This is a genomic window from Candidatus Pelagibacter sp. Uisw_134_02, from assembly GCF_047720265.1.
Classification (GTDB): Bacteria; Pseudomonadota; Alphaproteobacteria; order Pelagibacterales; family Pelagibacteraceae; genus Pelagibacter.
In genome coordinates, this window is record NZ_CP159813.1 from 1,043,935 (window position 1) to 1,061,876 (window position 17,942).

A 17,942-nucleotide genomic window follows, 5' to 3' on the forward strand; every position below is an offset into this window, starting at 1 on the left:
TTGCTAAGGCTGTTAAAATATTTTTTCGCTTAGTTTTTTTGTCTGGTATCATCATAGTATTTTATCTATCAAAAAAATAACAAATATCAAAAATAAATATAAAATTGAATATCCAAATATAGTCTTTGCTTTTTTAGGGTTAAATTTATCTTTTTTAAACTTATAAAGCTCAAAACATAAAAAATTATAATATAGTGTCAACATTAAGGATGGTATTAGAAATACCAAACCCACTAAACCAATTACATAGGGTAGAATAATCATGGGTAACATTAATAATGAATAAACTAAAATATTTAATTTTGTGCTCTCTATTCCGTTGGTCAATGGAAGCATTGGAATTTTTGCTTTTTTATAATCATCAGATTTATAGAGACTTAATGCCCAAAAATGAGATGGAGTCCAAAAAAATATAATAAGAAAAAAAGTTATTGGTTCAAGAGAAAGTGAGTTAGTAGCAATAGTCCAGCCAATTACTGGTGGTAGCGCTCCTGCAGCTCCTCCAATAACAATATTTTGAGGTGTTTTTCTTTTTAACCAAATTGTATAAACAAACACATAAAACAAAATTGTAAATAACAGTAGTGCTGCTGAAAGTGTATTTGCAAAATAGTCTAATACAATCACTGAAAAAAATGAAAGTGATGTTCCAAAAATTAGAGCTTGTTTTCTATTAATTTTACCTATTGGAATTGGTCTTAGGCAGGTTCTTGTCATTAAAGCATCAAGGTCTGACTCGTACCACATATTTAGAGCTCCAGCTGCTCCAGCTCCAATAGATACCAATAAAATTGCAATCATTGCATCTTTGGTTGAAATTGCAGTAGGTGCCATTAAAAGTCCTACAGCGCACGTAAAGATAACCAAAGACATTACCCTTGGTTTCATCAATTTAAATAATTCAGAAAAATTAAACACCTCTTCTTGACTTAAGTTTCTATTTTTTAATTTTGAATTAATCATTAATATTCTATTTAGAATAAACTTAAAATTTATTAACTAGTAGCTTTTTCAACACCATCTGGATCTTCAAATTTTGGTAATTCTTCAAAAGTATGAAAATTTGGTGGTGACGGCACAGTCCATTCTAAAGTTGTGGCTCCTTCACCCCAAGGATTTTGCGCTGCAGCTTTTTTCTTTGAAAAAGAGTAAATTAGGTTAGCAAAAAATACCAATAAACCAGCAACTGCTATGTATGAGCCAACTGATGAAACATAATTCCAGCCAGCAAAAGCATCTGGATAATCAGCATATCTTCTTGGCATTCCTGCTAAACCTAAGAAGTGTTGTGGAAAAAATATTAAATTTACACCAATAAAAGTTAACCAGAAATGTAATTTTCCCATCCATTCAGAATATTCATAGCCGGACATTTTACCAAACCAGTAATAAAATCCTGCAAAGATTGCAAATACAGCTCCTAGAGATAAAACATAATGAAAGTGAGCAACCACATAATAGGTATCATGCATTGCAGTATCAACACCAGCATTTGCAAGTACAACACCTGTTACACCACCTACTGTAAATAAAAATATAAATCCTAGTGCCCACAACATTGGAGTTTTAAATGAAATTGATCCACCCCACATTGTTGCTATCCATGAAAATATCTTAATACCCGTTGGTACGGCAATAATCATTGTTGCAGCTAAAAAATATGCTTTAGTGTCAGTGCTTAAACCAACTGTGTACATGTGGTGCGCCCAAACAACAAAGCCAACTACACCAATTGAAACCATTGCATAAGCCATTCCTAAATATCCAAATACAGGTTTTTTAGAAAATGTTGAAACAATATGACTTATCATTCCAAAACCAGGTAAAATTAAAATATAAACCTCTGGATGACCAAAGAACCAAAATAAATGTTGGTATAAAACTGGGTCTCCACCAGTTTGTGCATCAAAAAATGCCGTTCCAAAATTTCTATCTGTTAAAAGCATTGTAATTGCACCAGCTAAAACAGGTAGTGATAGTAATAGTAAAAATGCTGTAACTAACACAGACCAAGCAAATAAAGGCATTTTATGCAAAGTCATACCTGGCGTTCTCATATTTAAAATTGTTGTAATAAAATTAACCGCTCCTAAAATTGAAGAAGCTCCAGCTAAGTGTAGACTTAAAATAGCAAAATCCATAGCAGGTCCTGGTTGTCCAGCTTTAGAGGATAAAGGTGGATATAAAGTCCATCCTCCACCAACACCTTGTTGACCTGGAGGGCCATCCACAAATATTGAAAGTAATAATAAAATAAATGAAGCTGGCAATAACCAAAACGAAATATTATTCATTCTTGGAAAAGCCATATCAGGCGCACCAATCATAATAGGAACGAACCAATTACCAAATCCACCAATCATAGCTGGCATTACCATAAAGAAAATCATTATTAGACCATGTCCTGTAACCAACACATTATATAAATGATAGTTACCACCTAAAATTCCGTCACCAGGATGCATCAGTTCAATTCTCATTAATACTGAAAAAGCTGTTCCTATAATTCCTGCAACGATTGCAAAAATTAAATACATTGTACCAATATCTTTATGATTAGTTGAATAAGCCCAACGTTTCCAGCCAGTTGGTGTGTGATGATCGTCGTGTGATGCTGTTTGTGTATACATTTTTATTTACTCGCTAGTTTTTTATATTCATTTTCTGTAAGGGGTTCTTTAGCAAACTTCATTTTAGCATCTGCCAACCATATTGCATATTCTTCATCTGTTACAACTCTAACTGTGATCGGCATAAAAGCATGTTGTATTCCACATAACTCAGAGCATTGACCATAATATGTTCCTACTTTTTCAGCTTTAAACCAAGTTTCATTTATTCTTCCTGGAACCGCATCTCTCTTAACTCCAAAAGATGGTAACGCCCAAGCATGCAAAACATCATTTGCAGTAATTAAAACCTTAACTACTTTATTTACTGGAACAACAACTTCATTATCAACTGTTAGTAATCTTGGTTGGTTTTCTTTTAATTCATCTTCTTTAATCATGTACGACTCAAAAATAACATTTTCATCAGGATATTCATATCCCCAGTACCACTGATAGCCAACAGCCTTAACTGTAAGATCTGCTTTTGGAATTGTATCTTGTTTGTATAAAATTTTAAAAGATGGAACAGCCATTACTATTAGAATCAAACATGGAATTAATGTCCACAAAACTTCCACAGCAACATTATGGGTGGTCTTTGATGGAACTGGATTTTTTGATTCTCTAAATCTTATGCACGTGTAAATCATAAGAAATAAAACAAAAACACTGATAGCAATAATTACTGGAAGTAGAAGGTTATTGTGAAAGTTAACAATGTCTCTCATTCCATCAGACGCTGGATTTTGGAATCCTAATTGCCAGTCTTTAGGTTGATCAGCTAATGCATTTGTTGCAAAAATAGGAGTTAAAGCTGTAAATATAAATTTTTTCATTTGTTACACTCTATATAAAGTGTCTTTTTAAAAATTACACTTTTGTTTTAGCGACAAAATATCAATTTAATGAGTAATTTACAATTGATAGTGCTGATATTACTGCAGTTTCAGACCTTAATATGTTTTCATTTATCTTAATTGGCTGGACATCCTCAAATCTAAGAATCTCCTCTCTTTCTTCCTCTGAAAAATCACCTTCTGGACCAACAATTACACAAGTTGGATTACTAGTTAATTTAGCTAAATTTAATTTTTTATTTTGAGAATTTAAATCAGTAAATATTAAATCCATTTTTTCATTATTTAATAATTCTTTTAATGATTGTGGTTCTTCAATAGATGGAACATTAATACGATTAGACTGTTCAGCAGCTTCTATAATTACTTTTTCTAATCTTTCTTTGTTAATTTTTCTAACTATCGTTCTATCAAATATAATTGGTAAAAATTTAGTTACACCGAGCTCTGTTGCTTTTTGAATCATAAAATTAAAGTAATTTGATTTAATAGGTGAAAAAGCTAACCATAATTCTTTTATATTTTCTTTTTGTCTTAATTGTTTTGTAATATTAAATTCAACGATATTTTTTGAAGTATTTAAAATTTTTGCTTCCCACTCTCCACTACTATTAAATAAAGAGAAGGCTTCATCAACTTTAACTCTCATCACTTTATTTACATAGTGAGATTGTGATTTATCAAGCTTAGCGATTAAATTAAGTGATAAACTTTCTTTGAAAAATAATCTAATATTACTCATTAATGTTAAGTTAATTTATGAAAAATATTAAAGCAATAATTTTTGATGCATATGGCACTTTATTTGATGTCAATTCTGCTGCAGAAAAATGTAAAGATAAAATTGGTGATAAGTGGGAAGGTTTTGCAAATTACTGGAGAACTACTCAACTTGAATATACTTGGCTTAGAAGTCTAATGAATAGACATAAAGACTTTTGGCAAGTCACAGAAGACAGTTTAGATAAATCAATGAAGGCATTTGAAATAGATGCTTCAATGAAAAATGAATTATTAAATCTTTATAAGGTACTCTCACCTTTTCCTGAAGTACCTGAAGTTTTAAAGAAATTAAAAGAAAAAAATTATAAATTAGGTATTCTTTCAAATGGAACACCCTCTCTTCTTAACGAATTAGTTAAGAGTAATAATCTAGATAATATATTTGATGATATTTTTTCAATTGAAAAAGTTGGCATTTATAAACCAGACTCAAAAGTTTATGACATGCCAATTAAAAAATATAAAATACAAAAAGAAGAAGTTGCATTTTTAAGTGCTAATACTTGGGATGTTTCTGGTGGTGGAAATTATGGTTATAGTTCTATTTGGGTAAACAGAAATAATAATATTTTCGATAACCTTGATTACAAACCTAAAAATGAAATTAAAAACTTAAAACAATTACTTGAAATTATCTAATTCTGTTTTCTTCAAAATTTTTATTTAGTTTTACTGAAATGGTGCGTGTATTTCTTTTGTTCCATTCAGAAAAAGATCTTAAGATAGGCATAACTGAAAGTCCGAATTCAGTGAGTGAATACTCAACTTTTGGTGGCATTATTTGAATAACTTTTCTAATAACTATTCCATCTGCCTCTAACTCCTTAAGCTGTTTAGATAGCATTTGTTGTGTGATTGTTTTCAATCCTTTTTTAAGTTCACCAAATCTAATTTTTTTGCTTTGGAGTAAACTAAACAAAATTCTAATTTTCCATTTACCTCCAAGAAAGTAAACTGCTCTTTCTGCTGGACAATCTATTAAGTTTTTCATGGTATGTTTTTGTATACTAGTATGATTATTATGCGTTATTGCATTATTGATAACAAAGCACTATGTACAAGTCAAACAAATTGAAAGGGTAAATATGAATAAAGGAATAAGAGCAGGCGAAAGTGCTATTGCTGTTGAAGTTGAAAAAGATAAATCATATTATTGGTGTTCGTGTGGAAAAAGTGCAAAACAACCTTTTTGTGATGGATCACACAAAGGAACAGAGTTTACACCTCTGGCATACAAGGCTGAAGAAACAAAAAAAATGTTTTTTTGCGCTTGCAAACAAACTAACAATCCACCATTTTGTGACGGATCACATAACAAAAAATAAAGGATAAAATGCAGAATTTAAATACTAAAGTTAATAATTTTTTTTCAAATATAGATGCATTAGCATCTTTATTTTTTAGATTTGGAATAGGAATAGCTTTTATAATTCATGGTTTGGGTAAATTTCCTTTACCTCCTCAAGGATTAATTGAATATTTTAACTTATCACCTGTACTAGCATCTTTGGTTGCTTTATCAGAATTAGTGGCAGGGTTAATATTAATTATTGGTGGTTTTATCAAGAATCCTTTTGGAAACTTGCTAACAAGGCTAGCTGGATTAATGATTGTTATTATGATGATCAACATATTTGCTATTGCACATCCAGACTGGTTCATCACAACAAAACTATTTACTAGTGAGCAAATATTTCTTTTAATTGGTGGAGTTTATTTTTTAATTAAAGGTAATCGAACATAAATATGAGCCAAATCGAAGTAGAAAAAATAATAGAACCAGTTGCAGCATCAGATGGTGCTGGGGTTAAATTAAAAAGAAGTATTGGTACTCATCTCATAGATTATCATGATCCTTTTTTAATGTTGGATGAGTTTGGTTCTGAAAATAAAGATGATTATATTGGAGGCTTTCCTCCCCACCCTCACAGAGGAATTGAAACCGTTACTTACATGTTAAGTGGTGAGTTTGAGCATGAAGATAGCACTGGAGCTAAAGGTAGAATGTCTTCAGGGGATGTTCAGTGGATGAAAACTGGTGGTGGAATAATTCATTCAGAAATGCCTGCAATGACAGAAGGTAAACTCCATGGCTTTCAATTATGGGTAAATATGCCTGCTAAATTAAAAATGAACAAACCTGAATACATTTATATTGATGCAGATAAAATGAGCACTCATAATGATGATGAAAAAACAGTTAAAGTAATCGCTGGAAAATTTGAAAATGCAGAAGGACCTGTTAAAGGCCATAATGTTGAGCCTGTTTATTTTGATGTGGAGCTTGAAAAAAGTAAAGAGTTTAATTTTAACCTTCCTTCAACACATAATTCTTTAATTTATTTAATTGATGGAGAAATTAAGGTTGGGGAACAAGATCATGACCAAGCTAAAAATTCTACTTTAATTATTCTAACTAGAGGTGAAAAATTAAAAGTTTCCAGCCTAACTAAAGCTAAATTTTTATTAATATCTGGTAAACCAATTGGTGAGCCTATTGCAAGAGGTGGTCCATTTGTAATGAATACTAAAGCTGAAATCTTGCAAGCAGTGCAAGATTATCATAATGGTACATTTGTAAAATAATGAAAAAAATTGAAATACAAAAATTTGGTGGTCCTGAAGTTTTAAAGATTAAAGATGTTGAGATAGGTAAACCAGGTCCAAATGAAGTTCTTATAAAAAATTTGTCAATTGGTCTCAACTATATTGATGTTTATCACCGAACAGGTTTGTACCCTATTCCTCTTCCAAGTGGGATTGGTCTAGAGGCGTGTGGGATAATTGAAGAAGTTGGTTCTAAAGTTGATCTATTTAAAGTTGGTGACAGGGTTGCTCACTCTTCAATGCCAATTGGAAGTTATTCTGAAAAACAATTATTTCCTCAAGAAAAACTAGTTTTAGTTCCAGAAGGTATCTCAGATGAAATTGCATCATGTATTATGCTTAAAGGAATTACTGCTGAATATTTATTACATAGAGCTTACCCAATTAAAAAAGGTGATAAAGTTTTATATCACGCAGCAGCTGGTGGTGTTGGTCAAATTTTATGTCAGTGGGCTAATGCATTAGGAGCTGAAGTTATTGGAACTGTTGGATCTAAAGAAAAAGAAGCTATTGCTAAAAAAAATGGCTGTCATCATGTAATAAATTATACAGATAAAAATTTTGTTGAAGAGGTAGAAAAGATTGTAGGAAAAAATAGCGTTGATGTTGTTTATGATGGTGTTGGTATAAAAACGTTTGATGGATCAATTGAAACATTAAAAATCAGAGGCATGATGGTAGCTTTTGGCAATGCATCAGGCTACGTTGACACTATTGATGTTAAGAAACATATTAATGCAAAAGGTTTATTTTTTACTCGTCCATCAATTGCTCACTATACAGCTACAAGAGAAGAACTGGTTGAATCTGCAAAAAAAGTTTTTGACGCTGTATTATCTGGAAAATTTAAAGTTGAAATTTTTAAGAAATATTCTCTTAGTGATGCTAAAAAAGCTCATGAAGAATTAGAGGCAAGGTTGTTAACTGGGCCTGCGGTTATTGTCCCTAATTAATCTAAATCAACATCCATATCAGACATATGCAATTTTAACGCGTTTGTTGATATATGAATTTCTCTTAAAAAAACTAAAATTGAAACCATCATTGATAAACAACAAGATCCAAAAATTATCCTTGCTACAAAAATTTCATTTAGATAGAGAGCAAATACAGTTAGTAAGTTAAATAAAAGGCCAAAAGCTGCAAACATGATAGTCCACTTCAATAGTACAATTCTTCCACTTAAATTTATAAACTGTTTTTTCCACTCAGGAGGAATATGATTTTCATACACATGTTCATCATGAAGCTGTCTAATAAGCTTACTCAAGGAATGAAATCTATTACTATAAATGTTCATTAATAGAGGTATTGCAGGAAACATTAGCGCTGTGACTGTGTAATCTATATTCATACGAATCAGTTTGATTATGAAACTAGCCTTTGTTATTTACAAGTGAATTATTATGAAACAATTAAGTCTTTTTATTGAATTAATAAGATTAAAAAAACCAATTGGTTTTATGCTTCTATTTTGGCCATGTACGTGGGGGTTAACTCTTGCATATGATTTTTCCAGTAATCTTCAAATATATTGTTTTTATATAATTTTATTTTTTTTAGGCTCAGTACTTATGAGGTCTGCTGGATGCATTATGAATGATATTTTAGATAGAGACTTTGATAAAAAAGTTTCAAGAACAAAAAATAGACCTATTGCCTCTGGAAAGATATCTGTGAAACGTGGAATAATTTATGTTACTTTATTATGTTTTTTATCATTATTAGTTTTATTAAATTTTAATATTTTAACTATTTTGTTGGCATTAGGTTCTATGCCTTTAGCATTTAGCTATCCTTTAATGAAGAGATTCACTTATTGGCCTCAATTATTTTTAGGTATTACTTTTAACTATGGTTTAATTCTTGGATGGGTTTGTATTTCAAGTCAAATAGAACTGATCCCAATAATACTTTACATTGGGGCCATATTTTGGACACTAGGTTTCGACACAATATATGGATATCAAGATATTAAAGATGATGAAATAATAGGAGTTAAGTCAACATCTATAAAATTTAAAAAAAATCCGAAATTATTTTTGATAATATGCTATTTAGTTCTAATGATGTCTCTAATTTTAGTAGGTTTGTTTATGAAATTTAAACTGGTATATTATCTTTTTTTAATGATCCCACTATTACATTTATTTTTATATCAAATTCGTAATTTTAATTCTACAGATCCAAAGAATAGTTTAAAAATTTTTAAAGCTAATAACTTACTTGGTGCGATTGTCTTAGTTAATATTCTAATCGGGAAAGTTTAAATTATAAATGAAAAAAACAGATATCTTAAAAAGACTTTTTTTTGATTACACCTATAAACATTTAAATAAAATATTGTTATCAGTATTTTTTGCTATATTGGTTGCTGGAAGCACTTCAGCAATTGCATATCTTTTAGATCCAGCAATTAAAAAAATATTTATTGAAAAAGATCAAACGTTAATAATGATTATACCAATCTGTATTATTGTAGCTTTTACTATAAAAGGATTTTCTCTTTATGCTGCAAAAGTCTTAATGATAGGAGTCGCAGAAGAAGTTCGAAAGACTTTACAATGTGATATGTTAGGTAATTTAATTTCTGCTGATACTAAATTGGTTGATGGAAAACATTCTGGAAAATTTATATCAATTCTAACAAATGATGTTGGGCACATAACAAACTTAATAAGTAACGCAATTCTCAATTTATTTAAAGATAGTTTAACTTTAATAGGTTTGCTTTTTGTGATGTTTTTTCAAAATTGGAAGCTTGCACTAATAGCAATCATAATGATTCCTTTAGCATCATTAGCTGCAAAAACCTTAGGTAAAAGAGTTGGAAAAGTTGCAACAGAACAAATGCTTAAAGCCGGTATACTTAATACGTATTTAATTGAACTTTTTAAAAACCATAAACTTATTAAAATATTTCAAAAAGAAAAATATGAAAACAATCGAGCTGAGATATTTATAAATAATGTAAAAGAAAAATCAAAAAAAATTGCTACAATTTATGTGAGATCCTCTCCTATAATGGAAACTCTAACTGGAATAATGATAGCAATATTAATTTTTTACTCAGGAAAACTTGTTTTAAAGAATGAAATAGACATTAATAATTTTTTTTCATTTTTAGCCGCTATGATGTTGGCTTATCAACCTGTTAGGTCACTTGCCACTTTAAACATAACAATTAGCCAAGGTCTGTCAGCTGCTACAAGAATATTACCAGTTATTGATGAAAAATCTGCTTTAATTGAAAATAAGAATGATCCAGACATAAATATTTTTAAAGGAAATATTGAGTTTAAAGATGTTAACTTTAAATATGAAAAAGAAAATGAAACAAGTATTCTAAATTCAGTTAATCTAAAGATGCTAAGTGGAAAAATGACTTCAATTGTTGGGCACAGTGGTGCCGGAAAGTCTACAATCTTAAACTTAATTCCTAGATTTTATGATGTAATTTCAGGAGACATAAAAATTGACGACCAGTCAATATACAAACACACTATTAATTCACTAAGAAAAAATATTTCTTTAGTCAGCCAGGATACGACTTTATTTGACGACACTATAAAAAATAATATTGCATATGCAAATATTGATGCAACAGAAGATCAAATTAAAGAAGCTGCAAAATATTCATATGCAGATGAATTCATAAAAAAACTTCCTAAAAAATATAACACAATCATTGGTGAAAATGGAACAAGATTATCTGGGGGTGAGAAACAAAGATTATCTATTGCTCGTGCGATGCTTAAAAAGAGTCAAATAATACTTCTAGATGAAGCAACATCCTCACTAGATGCAGAAACAGAAAATAAAATTCAAGAAGCAATAAATTTTTTAACAAAAAATAGAACAACAATTGTTATTGCTCATAGACTATCTACAATTCTAAATTCAGATAGGATTTATGTTTTAGACTCAGGTAAAGTTGTTGGTGAAGGAACACATGATGAATTGCTACTAAATTCAAGTGTTTATAAGAATTTCTATGAAAAACAGATTAAAAAAATTTAATGTTTTTTTTCTATAGAGTATTAGTTAATATAGTTTTATTATTTTCTCCTATAATTATCTTAATCAGATTGTTAAAAAAAAAAGAACATACAAAAAGATTTAAAGAAAAGTTTGGATTTTATACAAAAAAAAAAATTAGAGGTAAGTTAATATGGTTTCATGGAGCAAGCGTAGGAGAAATACTTAGTATAGTTCCTCTTATTGAAAAACTTGAAAATAATAAAAAAATTAAACAAATTCTAGTCACTTCTAATACATTGAGCTCCTCAAGTATTATATCAAATTTACGGTTAAAAAAAACAATTCACCAATTTTTTCCTATAGATACAAATTATAATAGCAAAAAATTTTTGAATTACTGGCAACCATCGATTGCTTTTTTTATTGATTCTGAAATATGGCCAAACATGATCACTAATATCAAAAATAAATCAATTCCAATGATACTTTTGAACGCTCGAATAACAGACAGGTCATATAAAAAATGGAAAGTATTTGCTTCAACTGCAAAAAAAATATTTCATAAGTTTGATCTTTGCCTATCATCAAGTATCAAATCGCAAAAATATCTAAAATCACTTGGAGCAAAAAAAATTAAATATATTGGAAACTTAAAATTTTCTCAGAGCATAAAATATAAAGATATTTTAAATGATAATTTAATTAAATTTTTTTCTACAAAGAAAATTTGGTGTGCTTCCAGTACTCATCAAACTGAAGAATTATTATGTGCAAGAGCTCATAAAAAACTAAAGAAAAAATACAAAAATTTATTAACAATCATAATACCAAGGCACGTACATAGAAATGAAAAAATTATACATGATTTAAATAAGTTGGATTTAAAAGTGCATACTCACAGTTCATCAACAAATATAAATAATAATACAGACATATATTTAGTTGACACTTTTGGTGAAACAAAATCATTTTTCAAAATTTGTAAGATAGTTTTCTTAGGTGGATCAATAATTAAGCATGGTGGTCAAAATCCATTAGAAGCAGCAAGATATGGTTGTAAAATTTTACATGGACCAAATGTATGGAATTTTGATGAAATTTATATTTTATTAAAAAAGTATAATGTTTCAAATAAATTTAAAAATATAAATCAATTAACAAATAAAATTGAAAAGATAATCGATAGTAAAAAAAGTTTTAAAGATATAGAGTTTAAAATTAAAAAATTAGGAAACAGGATCTTAAACTCGACACTCAATGAAGTAAATTTTTTTATCAATAAATAATGAGATTCAAAAAACCTATTTTTTGGGATTATAAAAAACCTAATATTTTATCTATTCTTTTATTACCATTAACACTTCCTATAATTATAAATAATTTTTTCTTAGGACTAAAAAATATCAAAAGTATAAATGATAAACCAAAAAAAATCTGTGTAGGTAATATTTATGTGGGTGGTACATCAAAAACACCCTTAACAATAAAATTGTATAAAATTTTTACTAGTCAAAATATAAAAACAGCTACAATAAAAAAATCATACAAAGATCAAATAGACGAACAAATAATACTCAAAAAAAATACAAATCTATATTGCTTAAAAAATAGAAAAAAAGCTCTAGAAATAGCAAAAAAAAATAATATGGATGTCGTAATTTTTGATGATGGCTTACAAGATCATTCATTAAATTATGATCTAAAGTTTGTATGTTTTGATCAAAAAAAATGGATTGGTAATGGCCAATTGATACCCGCTGGTCCCTTAAGAGAAAAAATACGAAGTATTTCAAAATATGATGCAATCTTTATTAATGGTTTAAAAAAAAATAATGAAAATTTAAAAATTAAGATAAAAGAATATAATAAAAAAATTAAAATTTTTGAATCTTTTTATAACCCTACAAATATAAATGAATTTAACATTGATGATAAGTATTTAATTTTTTCAGGTATTGGTAATCCTGAAAACTTTAAAGAAATTCTCACTAAACATAAGTTAAATATAGTTAAAGAAATTATTTTTCCTGATCATTATGAATATACTTCAAATGATATTAATAAGATAAAAATCGAAGCAAAAAATTTAAACGCCAAGATTATTACTACTGAAAAAGACTATGTAAAAATTAAAGAAGAAGAAAATGATATAATATCTTTTCTAAAAATAGAACTTGAAATAATTAATCAAAATGAATTAATTGAATACTTAAAACCTTTTTTATGAAATTTATAAAATATTTTACTCAATTCATAATAATCATATTTCTTTTTTTTATTTATAAGATTCTTGGTTTTAAACTATCTTCTCATGTGTCTTGTCAGATTATTTCTTTTTTTGGGCCTTTTTTTAGATCAAAAAAAATAATAGAATTAAACATACTAAAAGCGTTTCCAGATTTTAAAAAGAAACAAATTAAAACTATTTCAAAAAAAATGTGGGGTAACTATGGTAGAATTCTTTCTGAGTACGTTTTTATAAAAAAATTTAGAAACTTAAGTCTAGAAAAAAATATCGAAATAATTGGTCAAAAAAACTTAGAAGAAATTAAAAAAACTAATTTACCTGTAATATTTGTTTCGGGCCATTTTAATAACTTTGAGTTAATGGCAATGCATATAGAAAAATCTGGGATAAATTTAGCAACTATTTATAGACCACTTAATAACAAATTTTTAAATTATGTAATGGAATATATTAGAAAAAAATATATTTGTAGAAATCAGGTCAAAAAAGGAATATCTGGTACAAAAAAATTATTATCATATTTTAAAGATGGTACTTCTATAGCATTAATGATCGACCAACGTGTTTCACAAGGTATTAAATCTAATTTTTTTAACCATGATGCTTTAACTACAACTATTCCTGCTCAATTTGTAAAAAAATTTAACTGCCTTGTTGTGCCTATTTATATAGAAAGAATTAAAAACTTTAATTTTAAACTAACCATTCATAATCCTTTGAAATACTCAAATAATGAAACGATTGAATCAATTACATTGGATTTGAATCATCAACTTGAAAAAATGATTTTAAAGAATCCAGATCAGTGGATATGGTCTCATAATCGTTGGAAGTAAGATTGATTTTTAACTATTTTCTCTTTTTATAGCTGATTCCTTGTAAGAATAATATGGCTCTTGCAAATCAACATTCCAATAATTTAATTCTTCCAATCTTATGATCTGACCTGATATAGCACAAATTACATGATCTCCCTGCTCTATAATTTCAAAATTATTTGGCAAATATTTTAATTTGGCTAATTTTTTAATCATTTTTAGTTTATATAGTAATATATGAATATTGGAATAATTGGTAGTGGCGGAAGAGAGCATGCTATATGCCAATCTATTAAGAAATCTCCAAAGGTTAAAAAAATTTATTGTTTTCCTGGTAATGCAGGTACATCTGAGCTTGCTGAAAATATTGATATAGATATTTCAAATTTTAATAAAATCAAAGAATTTTCTATATTTAACAAAATTAGTTTAATTATAGTTGGACCTGAAAAACCATTAGTTGATGGAATAGTAGATTTTTTTAAAGATTCTGAAATAAATATTTTTGGTCCTGATAAAATTTCCTCTCAACTTGAAGGTTCAAAAATATTTACAAAAAAAATTTGTGAAACATATAAAATTCCTACTGCTAAATTTGGAATATTTAAAAACTACACTGAAGCAATTACTTTTTTGGATAAAACCCAGTTTCCACTTGTAGTTAAGGCAGACGGACTTGCGTCTGGTAAGGGAGTTTATATTTGTGAAAATAAAGATAAGGCAAATATTGCAATTCAAGAAATTTTTAATGGAAAATTTGGCATAGCTAAAAATGTGTTAATAGAAGAATTTCTTGTTGGTGAAGAGATGAGTTATTTTGTAATTAGTGATGGTAAAGAAATTCAAAACTTTGAAACTGCACAAGATCATAAAAGAGTTTTAGAAGGTGATAAAGGCGATAACACAGGAGGAATGGGTGCATATTCTCCTTCACGATTAATAAATAAAGACCTTGAAGAAAAAATACTAAACAAAATAATAAAGCCAACTATTAAAGCACTAAAAGAAATGGGGTCTAATTATAAAGGCTTTTTATATGCTGGCTTAATGATAGTTAATAGAGAACCATTTTTAATCGAGTACAATGTCAGAATGGGAGATCCAGAGTGTCAAACAATTTTACCAAAATTAAAAACAGATTTGCTAGAAATTATAGAAGCTTGTTGCAATAAAAAATTAAAAAATTTGAATGTAGAATGGTATGATCAAAAGAGTTTATGTGTTGTTCTTTGTTCAAAAGGTTACCCTGATAAATATAGTAAAAATATATTAATTAAAAACATCACTAAACTTAATTTAGACAAAAGTGATTTTATTTACCATGCAGGTACAAAAAAAATTAAGGATAAAATTTATTCTAATGGTGGTAGAGTAATTAACTTTGTTAGTTTATCATCTAATTTTAAAGAATGTAGAAATAACATATTTAATCATATTAACAAACTCAATTGGAAAAATGGATTCTTTAGAAAAGATATTGGACATAGGGTAATTGATGAATGAGAATAATTTCAGGAAACCTCAAAGGTAAAAAAATCTTACTTCCCAAAGATAAGTTAACAAGACCTCTAAAAGATTTAACTAAGGAATCAATTTTTAATATCATTAAACATTCTAAATTATTAAATATAAACCTTGAAAATTCAAATATTCTTGACTTATTTTCAGGAGTAGGATCTTTTGGTCTTGAGTGTTTATCAAGAGGGGCTGCAAATGTTACATTTTTAGAGAGTTATGAAGATGCATTAACCATTCTAAAAAAAAATATCAATAATCTAAAACAACAAGACACATCATGTGTTATAGAAAAAGATATTTTTGCTGAAAATACCTTAAAAAAACTTAATAATAAATTTGATATTATTTTTATGGATCCTCCCTATAAAGAAAAAAATTTATTAAACCTTTTGAATATAATAATTAAGTTAAAATTATTAAAAGATCAGGGTATTATAATAATTCACAGACATAAGAGAGAAGAGGATATATTTCCTGATAAATTTAATATTGTGATAGATAAAAAATATGGCATTTCAAAAATTATTTTTGGCAATACACTAACCTAAAATTTTATGAGTTTCTTTTTTTATTAACTCCACTGAGGGTTGGTCAAAAGGGTTCACGTTTAAAGCTCTTCCAAGCAAAATAGTTTCTAATATAAAAAAACAAAATAATTCACCTAATGACTGCTCATTTCTCTTTAACACTCTAAAGCTTCTAAATGGCATTTTTTTTGACAAAAAAACTTTTTCAGTAGCCAACATTTGTGCTTGCTTTATTTTTTCAACAGATTGATTTTTTAAAAATTTATGACTGTTAAGAATCTTATTATTCTTAATTTTTATGGTATTATTTTCAAATACATTAAAAAAAGTGTAAAAACTTTTTTTTGGTCCATCCAAGTATAGTTGCATTAAACTATGATTATCTTTTGGCATAGAGGAAACAATTGGTAATATCCCTTTTGATTTTTTTCCCAAACTTTCTGCTATTAATTGCTGATACCACTTAAATAAATTATCAGATTGTTGATCGTAATTCAAAATTACTGAAGTATATTTTTTTTCTCCAATCAAATTTAGAGTTGCTGATACATTGTTAATCAAATTATTGATAAAAACTTTATCTTTAATAAGGTTGTTAAATTGTTTAAATTTATTTTCGTTTAAATTCATTAATTCTACTGGCAACATTCCTACTTCTGATAAAACAGAATATCTGCCTCCTACATAATTTTTATGTTCAAATATCTCAGACTTAAGTTTTTTTGCTAAATTTGCTAAATAACTATCTTTAGATTCTGTTATAAAGATATTTTTATCTTTTGCTTTAATAAAAGTGTTTGCATTAACTATGGTCTCTAAAGTATTCCCTGATTTTGAAATAATTAAATTCAAATTAATATTTTTATTTTGAAAATAATCTTTATTATTATTTAAATTATTTATAAAAATTAATTTTTTTTTTATTTTTTGTTTTAAAAAATCATGTATAGCTTCTGTTCCAAGAATTGAACCACCCATACCAATTATCCTGATATTAGAAAATTTTTTATACTTTGAAAGTATTTTTTTTGAATAACTATATTGATATGAAGGTTTTAAAGTCTTAAAAAGTAGAGGCTGTTTTTTTAATAATTCTTGAAGGTCTTTTGTAACTTTATTTATTTTTTTTTTAAACTTATAGTTTTCAAAAATAATGTTTTTTTTGAACATTAATTACTTTTGATTTTTTCTATTATACTTTTCTCCAATGAATCATTAGAGGGTTCGTTTTTGGATGCAGTATCTATTTTAGATTTATCTTGTGTTAAGATTTTTTTTAAATCATTTTCTTCTTCGATAGCACTATTATCTTTTGTTTTTTTTGGCACAGGTAATTGATCAAAATCTGGGGGCAAAACTAATGGACTTTTTTTTTTTACTAAAAATTCATCTGTATTTTTCTTTTTCTGTCCAGTTAAACCATCCTTTACATTTTGACAGGCTGTAAGGGTAATTAAGACTATAAATAAGCTAGATATAATTTTAAACATTTTTATCATTCCTTATACTATTAAAAAAAACTTCATCAAGAATAAGGCATACTACTCCTACTGTTATAAATATATCAGCAACATTAAAAACAAACCAATGAAATCCATAAAAATGAAAATCGATAAAATCTGGTACTGCAGTATAGACAATTCTGTCATATAAATTGCCTAATGCCCCACCAGCAATTAATGCTAAAAAATATCTTTGTATATTATCATTTTTCCACATTGTTAATAAAATGATTAAAATAATAATGCCAATTAAACATGTGATTATACTGTAAATTATGTTCTCATTTATGGAAAGTAAACCAAAAGCTATTCCCTTGTTCCAAATTAAATATAAGTTTAAATATGAAGTAATATATATATCTACTGAGTTCTCTAATTCTACTATTTTTAAAATATATATCTTGCTTAAACGATCAGCAAAAAAAATTATAATTAAAATTATCATGTTTAATGAAAAATTTTTAAATCCAGTTTTATTCATTATTTCTT

At 27.6% G+C, this 17,942-nt stretch carries 22 protein-coding genes; 12 read left to right on the forward strand and 10 right to left on the reverse strand.

The window, feature by feature from the left end; translation table 11 throughout:
- Positions 1-51 precede the first annotated feature (51 nt).
- The 4 genes from cyoE to ABXT56_RS05735 form a co-directional block, all read right to left on the reverse strand.
- Complete coding sequence (gene cyoE / locus ABXT56_RS05720) at positions 52-963, reverse strand: heme o synthase (protein WP_415299750.1); 912 nt, start codon at positions 961-963, stop codon at positions 52-54.
- Positions 964-995: 32 nt separating this feature from the next.
- On the reverse strand, positions 996-2,630 hold the full coding sequence (gene ctaD / locus ABXT56_RS05725; protein WP_415299751.1) for a cytochrome c oxidase subunit I: 1,635 nt from the start codon (positions 2,628-2,630) through the stop codon (positions 996-998).
- A 2-nt stretch (positions 2,631-2,632) separates the two neighbouring features.
- Positions 2,633-3,448, reverse strand: coding sequence for a cytochrome c oxidase subunit II (coxB, locus tag ABXT56_RS05730; RefSeq protein ID WP_415299752.1), 816 nt, complete (start codon positions 3,446-3,448; stop codon positions 2,633-2,635).
- 61 nt (positions 3,449-3,509) lie between these two features.
- Positions 3,510-4,211 (reverse strand): RsmE family RNA methyltransferase, encoded by a 702-nt coding sequence (locus ABXT56_RS05735; protein WP_415299753.1) that lies wholly within the window; start codon positions 4,209-4,211, stop codon positions 3,510-3,512.
- Positions 4,212-4,228: 17 nt separating this feature from the next.
- Here ABXT56_RS05735 and ABXT56_RS05740 point away from each other — a divergent pair, with 17 nt between their 5' ends.
- Positions 4,229-4,891 (forward strand): haloacid dehalogenase type II, encoded by a 663-nt coding sequence (locus tag ABXT56_RS05740; protein WP_415299754.1) that lies wholly within the window; start codon positions 4,229-4,231, stop codon positions 4,889-4,891.
- Here the strand turns inward: ABXT56_RS05740 and ABXT56_RS05745 are convergent.
- A complete protein-coding gene (locus ABXT56_RS05745) occupies positions 4,884-5,243 on the reverse strand; it encodes a winged helix-turn-helix transcriptional regulator (RefSeq protein WP_415299755.1) in 360 nt (119 codons plus the stop codon). The two genes, ABXT56_RS05740 and ABXT56_RS05745, sit on opposite strands and share 8 nt — an antisense overlap.
- Before the next feature lie 94 nt (positions 5,244-5,337).
- Between ABXT56_RS05745 and ABXT56_RS05750 the strand changes: the two genes are divergently transcribed.
- Genes ABXT56_RS05750 through ABXT56_RS05765 form a run of 4 tightly spaced genes read left to right on the forward strand, consistent with a single transcriptional unit; the run spans position 5,338 to position 7,812 of the window.
- Positions 5,338-5,577, forward strand: a complete 240-nt coding sequence (locus ABXT56_RS05750; protein WP_415299756.1) for a CDGSH iron-sulfur domain-containing protein — start codon at positions 5,338-5,340, stop codon at positions 5,575-5,577.
- An 8-nt stretch (positions 5,578-5,585) separates the two neighbouring features.
- Entirely contained in the window at positions 5,586-5,996 is a 411-nt protein-coding gene (locus ABXT56_RS05755; protein WP_415299757.1) for a DoxX family protein, read from the forward strand.
- 2 nt (positions 5,997-5,998) lie between these two features.
- Entirely contained in the window at positions 5,999-6,838 is an 840-nt protein-coding gene (locus tag ABXT56_RS05760) for a pirin family protein (RefSeq protein WP_415299758.1), read from the forward strand.
- Complete coding sequence (locus ABXT56_RS05765; RefSeq protein WP_415299759.1) at positions 6,838-7,812, forward strand: quinone oxidoreductase family protein; 975 nt, start codon at positions 6,838-6,840, stop codon at positions 7,810-7,812. Before ABXT56_RS05760 ends, ABXT56_RS05765 begins: the two co-directional genes overlap by 1 nt.
- Here ABXT56_RS05765 and ABXT56_RS05770 read toward each other — a convergent pair.
- Positions 7,809-8,213, reverse strand: coding sequence for a DUF2721 domain-containing protein (locus ABXT56_RS05770; protein ID WP_271492627.1), 405 nt, complete (start codon positions 8,211-8,213; stop codon positions 7,809-7,811). The two genes, ABXT56_RS05765 and ABXT56_RS05770, sit on opposite strands and share 4 nt — an antisense overlap.
- A gap of 52 nt (positions 8,214-8,265) precedes the next feature.
- On the opposite strand from ABXT56_RS05770, the gene ubiA reads away from it, so the two are divergent.
- Genes ubiA through ABXT56_RS05795 form a run of 5 tightly spaced genes read left to right on the forward strand, consistent with a single transcriptional unit; the run spans position 8,266 to position 13,924 of the window.
- Entirely contained in the window at positions 8,266-9,129 is an 864-nt protein-coding gene (gene ubiA, locus ABXT56_RS05775; RefSeq protein WP_415299760.1) for a 4-hydroxybenzoate octaprenyltransferase, read from the forward strand.
- Positions 9,130-9,136: 7 nt separating this feature from the next.
- A complete protein-coding gene (locus ABXT56_RS05780) occupies positions 9,137-10,879 on the forward strand; it encodes an ABC transporter ATP-binding protein (RefSeq protein ID WP_415299761.1) in 1,743 nt (580 codons plus the stop codon).
- A complete protein-coding gene (locus ABXT56_RS05785) occupies positions 10,879-12,126 on the forward strand; it encodes a 3-deoxy-D-manno-octulosonic acid transferase (RefSeq protein WP_415299762.1) in 1,248 nt (415 codons plus the stop codon). Before ABXT56_RS05780 ends, ABXT56_RS05785 begins: the two co-directional genes overlap by 1 nt.
- Entirely contained in the window at positions 12,126-13,067 is a 942-nt protein-coding gene (lpxK, locus tag ABXT56_RS05790; RefSeq protein WP_415299763.1) for a tetraacyldisaccharide 4'-kinase, read from the forward strand. Before ABXT56_RS05785 ends, lpxK begins: the two co-directional genes overlap by 1 nt.
- Positions 13,064-13,924 (forward strand): lysophospholipid acyltransferase family protein, encoded by an 861-nt coding sequence (locus ABXT56_RS05795; RefSeq protein ID WP_415299764.1) that lies wholly within the window; start codon positions 13,064-13,066, stop codon positions 13,922-13,924. Before lpxK ends, ABXT56_RS05795 begins: the two co-directional genes overlap by 4 nt.
- 9 nt (positions 13,925-13,933) lie before the next feature.
- Here ABXT56_RS05795 and ABXT56_RS05800 read toward each other — a convergent pair whose 3' ends face one another.
- Complete coding sequence (locus ABXT56_RS05800) at positions 13,934-14,122, reverse strand: DUF2093 domain-containing protein (protein ID WP_415299765.1); 189 nt, start codon at positions 14,120-14,122, stop codon at positions 13,934-13,936.
- A gap of 21 nt (positions 14,123-14,143) precedes the next feature.
- On the opposite strand from ABXT56_RS05800, the gene purD reads away from it, so the two are divergent.
- Positions 14,144-15,409: a phosphoribosylamine--glycine ligase gene (gene purD, locus ABXT56_RS05805; RefSeq protein WP_415299766.1), complete on the forward strand. Its 1,266-nt coding sequence runs from the start codon at positions 14,144-14,146 to the stop codon at positions 15,407-15,409.
- Positions 15,406-15,972 (forward strand): 16S rRNA (guanine(966)-N(2))-methyltransferase RsmD, encoded by a 567-nt coding sequence (rsmD, locus tag ABXT56_RS05810; protein WP_415299767.1) that lies wholly within the window; start codon positions 15,406-15,408, stop codon positions 15,970-15,972. The genes purD and rsmD overlap by 4 nt, the downstream gene beginning before the upstream one ends.
- Here the strand turns inward: rsmD and ABXT56_RS05815 are convergent.
- From ABXT56_RS05815 to lspA, 3 genes are read right to left on the reverse strand one after another with little or no spacing between them, the layout of a single operon-like run.
- Positions 15,964-17,121, reverse strand: a complete 1,158-nt coding sequence (locus ABXT56_RS05815; protein ID WP_415299768.1) for a glucose-6-phosphate isomerase — start codon at positions 17,119-17,121, stop codon at positions 15,964-15,966. The genes rsmD and ABXT56_RS05815 overlap by 9 nt on opposite strands.
- Positions 17,121-17,441, reverse strand: coding sequence for a DUF3035 domain-containing protein (locus tag ABXT56_RS05820; protein ID WP_415299769.1), 321 nt, complete (start codon positions 17,439-17,441; stop codon positions 17,121-17,123). Before ABXT56_RS05820 ends, ABXT56_RS05815 begins: the two co-directional genes overlap by 1 nt.
- Positions 17,434-17,934, reverse strand: coding sequence for a signal peptidase II (gene lspA, locus ABXT56_RS05825; protein WP_415299770.1), 501 nt, complete (start codon positions 17,932-17,934; stop codon positions 17,434-17,436). Before lspA ends, ABXT56_RS05820 begins: the two co-directional genes overlap by 8 nt.
- Positions 17,935-17,942 lie beyond the last annotated feature (8 nt).

Excerpts from the sequence above, each read along its gene's own strand:
- cyoE (WP_415299750.1), bottom strand. The coding sequence starts at position 963 with ATGATTAATTCAAAATTAAAAAATAGAAACTTAAGTCAAGAAGAGGTG.
- ctaD (WP_415299751.1), bottom strand. The coding sequence starts at position 2,630 with ATGTATACACAAACAGCATCACACGACGATCATCACACACCAACTGGC.
- coxB (WP_415299752.1), bottom strand. The coding sequence starts at position 3,448 with ATGAAAAAATTTATATTTACAGCTTTAACTCCTATTTTTGCAACAAAT.
- ABXT56_RS05735 (WP_415299753.1), bottom strand. The coding sequence starts at position 4,211 with ATGAGTAATATTAGATTATTTTTCAAAGAAAGTTTATCACTTAATTTA.
- ABXT56_RS05740 (WP_415299754.1), top strand. The coding sequence starts at position 4,229 with ATGAAAAATATTAAAGCAATAATTTTTGATGCATATGGCACTTTATTT.
- ABXT56_RS05745 (WP_415299755.1), bottom strand. The coding sequence starts at position 5,243 with ATGAAAAACTTAATAGATTGTCCAGCAGAAAGAGCAGTTTACTTTCTT.
- ABXT56_RS05750 (WP_415299756.1), top strand. The coding sequence starts at position 5,338 with ATGAATAAAGGAATAAGAGCAGGCGAAAGTGCTATTGCTGTTGAAGTT.
- ABXT56_RS05755 (WP_415299757.1), top strand. The coding sequence starts at position 5,586 with ATGCAGAATTTAAATACTAAAGTTAATAATTTTTTTTCAAATATAGAT.
- ABXT56_RS05760 (WP_415299758.1), top strand. The coding sequence starts at position 5,999 with ATGAGCCAAATCGAAGTAGAAAAAATAATAGAACCAGTTGCAGCATCA.
- ABXT56_RS05765 (WP_415299759.1), top strand. The coding sequence starts at position 6,838 with ATGAAAAAAATTGAAATACAAAAATTTGGTGGTCCTGAAGTTTTAAAG.
- ABXT56_RS05770 (WP_271492627.1), bottom strand. The coding sequence starts at position 8,213 with ATGAATATAGATTACACAGTCACAGCGCTAATGTTTCCTGCAATACCT.
- ubiA (WP_415299760.1), top strand. The coding sequence starts at position 8,266 with ATGAAACAATTAAGTCTTTTTATTGAATTAATAAGATTAAAAAAACCA.
- ABXT56_RS05780 (WP_415299761.1), top strand. The coding sequence starts at position 9,137 with ATGAAAAAAACAGATATCTTAAAAAGACTTTTTTTTGATTACACCTAT.
- ABXT56_RS05785 (WP_415299762.1), top strand. The coding sequence starts at position 10,879 with ATGTTTTTTTTCTATAGAGTATTAGTTAATATAGTTTTATTATTTTCT.
- lpxK (WP_415299763.1), top strand. The coding sequence starts at position 12,126 with ATGAGATTCAAAAAACCTATTTTTTGGGATTATAAAAAACCTAATATT.
- ABXT56_RS05795 (WP_415299764.1), top strand. The coding sequence starts at position 13,064 with ATGAAATTTATAAAATATTTTACTCAATTCATAATAATCATATTTCTT.
- ABXT56_RS05800 (WP_415299765.1), bottom strand. The coding sequence starts at position 14,122 with ATGATTAAAAAATTAGCCAAATTAAAATATTTGCCAAATAATTTTGAA.
- purD (WP_415299766.1), top strand. The coding sequence starts at position 14,144 with ATGAATATTGGAATAATTGGTAGTGGCGGAAGAGAGCATGCTATATGC.
- rsmD (WP_415299767.1), top strand. The coding sequence starts at position 15,406 with ATGAGAATAATTTCAGGAAACCTCAAAGGTAAAAAAATCTTACTTCCC.
- ABXT56_RS05815 (WP_415299768.1), bottom strand. The coding sequence starts at position 17,121 with ATGTTCAAAAAAAACATTATTTTTGAAAACTATAAGTTTAAAAAAAAA.
- ABXT56_RS05820 (WP_415299769.1), bottom strand. The coding sequence starts at position 17,441 with ATGTTTAAAATTATATCTAGCTTATTTATAGTCTTAATTACCCTTACA.
- lspA (WP_415299770.1), bottom strand. The coding sequence starts at position 17,934 with ATGAATAAAACTGGATTTAAAAATTTTTCATTAAACATGATAATTTTA.